This window comes from Streptomyces cavernicola (genome assembly GCF_029968035.1).
GTDB lineage: Bacteria > Actinomycetota > Actinomycetes > Streptomycetales > Streptomycetaceae > Streptomyces > Streptomyces cavernicola.
On sequence record NZ_JASCIQ010000093.1, the window covers coordinates 1 to 1,781 of the forward strand.

Genomic DNA, 1,781 nt, shown 5'->3' on the forward strand with positions numbered 1-1,781 from the left:
GGGATGCCGTTGGCTAATTCGCCCCGTTGAGCCTGTGCTCAGCGGGGCGAAGCGCTGCCAGGTGGGAGGTACGGGTTCGGGCTCGGGGCCTGTTGATGTTCCAGGCATCCATGCGTGCGAGGTTGATCGCGGTCGCGGTGAGCTGGTGCTGGAGCCGGGTCTTGGCGAGTCCGTGGTAGCGGCATTGACGCAGGTTGGTGACTCGGACGGCGTGGGAGATGGTGCCCTCGATGCCATTGCGGGCCGCGTAGCGTTCCCGCCATTGCGGGGTTCCCTCTGCGGCGCGGGCCTCCCGGATCGCTTCATGTTCGGCGCGCGGCCGGAGCGTGATCTCCCGACGGGGCCGGGTGGCTGAGTTGATGCACTGGGACCGGGAGGGGCAGGAGCGGCAGTCCTTCGGCGAGAACTGGATGCGGATGACCGGGGTGCCGCGGTGTGAGAGCGCGTCACGCCACTGGCCGGTGGTCATGCCGTTCGGGCAGGTCACGGTCTTGTTGTCCCAGTCCACGGCGAACGCGTCCTGCCCGTAGGGCCCAGGGGCCTGGGCGGTGGTGTTGCCGCCGATGGGGCCGGTCAGGGTGATGCCGTGGCGGGTCTGGGCGGTGACGATGCGGGATCCATCGAGGTAGCCCGCGTCCAGCAGGTGTTCGCCGGGCAGCAGGTCTTTGGTGGCGAGACTGTCGTGGACGGTATCGGTGACCTTGACGTCGGGGATGGTGGCGTCGGTGGTCAGCACGTTCGTGATCAGGTGAACGGTGTCCGGGTCGCAGGTCTCGGTGAGATGCACTTTGAACCCGTCCCATTTGATGTCGCGCTTCGCGCTCGCGCGGGCCTCGGTGTCATAGGGACTGACCAGGCGCAAAGCTCCTGGCGGGCACTCTTTTGGGTCCCGCCACCTCACCTCGCCCTCCGCGTCGGACACATACTGCTGCACCCATGCCCGACGCAGGGTTTGGACGGCGGGCAGCTCGCGCAGCCAGCAGGGTGCGTCAGCGGCATGCACGTCGGTGAGCAGACGCATTCCGTCCCGGCCAGTCTGCTCGGCCAGCTCGCACCGTTTGGCCTTGCTGGAGGGGAGCCAGTAGTCCTCCGGCCGGGTGGCATACCGGTCGAACCACGCCGGATCGACATAGCTGGTAAGCCAGTCGGGGGCTGCCGCCGCGACTGCGTTGAGCGCCGCCCGCAGGGTCTCGATGACGAACTCCAGCCGGTTCAGCGACCGGATCGCGGCCAGCACATGCGTGGAGTCCGTCCTCGCCCGGCCCGGCGGTTTCAGCACCCCGGCCTGGCGGGCGGCCTCAAGGACCCGGTCGAAGATCTGCTGCCCGGCATCGGCCTCGACCAGCCGGGCCCGGAACTCGCTGAGCACGGAGTAGTCGAAGCCCGGATCGGTCAATTCCAGACCCAGGGCGTACTTCCAATCGATCCTGGCCCGCACTGCTTGCGCGGCCTGCCGATCCGGCAGGCCCTCAGCGAACTGCAACACCGACACCAGCGCCAACCGACCCGGAGACCAGGCCGGCCTGCCCCGGACGGGGAACAGGTCAGCGAACTGCCCGTCGGTGAACAGCATCCCCAGTTCGTCCCGGAGCCGGATCGCCAAGCTGCCCTTCGGGAAGGCCGCCCGAGCCACCCGTGCCGTCTCAGCGGGAACCTCCCCCGACTCCGTCGGCTGCATCGACATCGACACCCTCCCCATACGACAACGTCGGCCTTCAAGACCACAACCAGGTCTTGACGGCCGACGTCACGCAGGCCTCGAATTAACCAACGGCATCCCG

1 protein-coding gene is annotated in these 1,781 nt (G+C 68.2%); it reads right to left on the reverse strand.

What is annotated here, in order from left to right; translation table 11 throughout:
• Positions 1 to 13: 13 nt before the first annotated feature.
• A complete protein-coding gene (locus QIS96_RS37590; RefSeq protein ID WP_282547385.1) occupies positions 14 to 1,684 on the reverse strand; it encodes an IS1182 family transposase in 1,671 nt (556 codons plus the stop codon).
• Positions 1,685 to 1,781 lie beyond the last annotated feature (97 nt).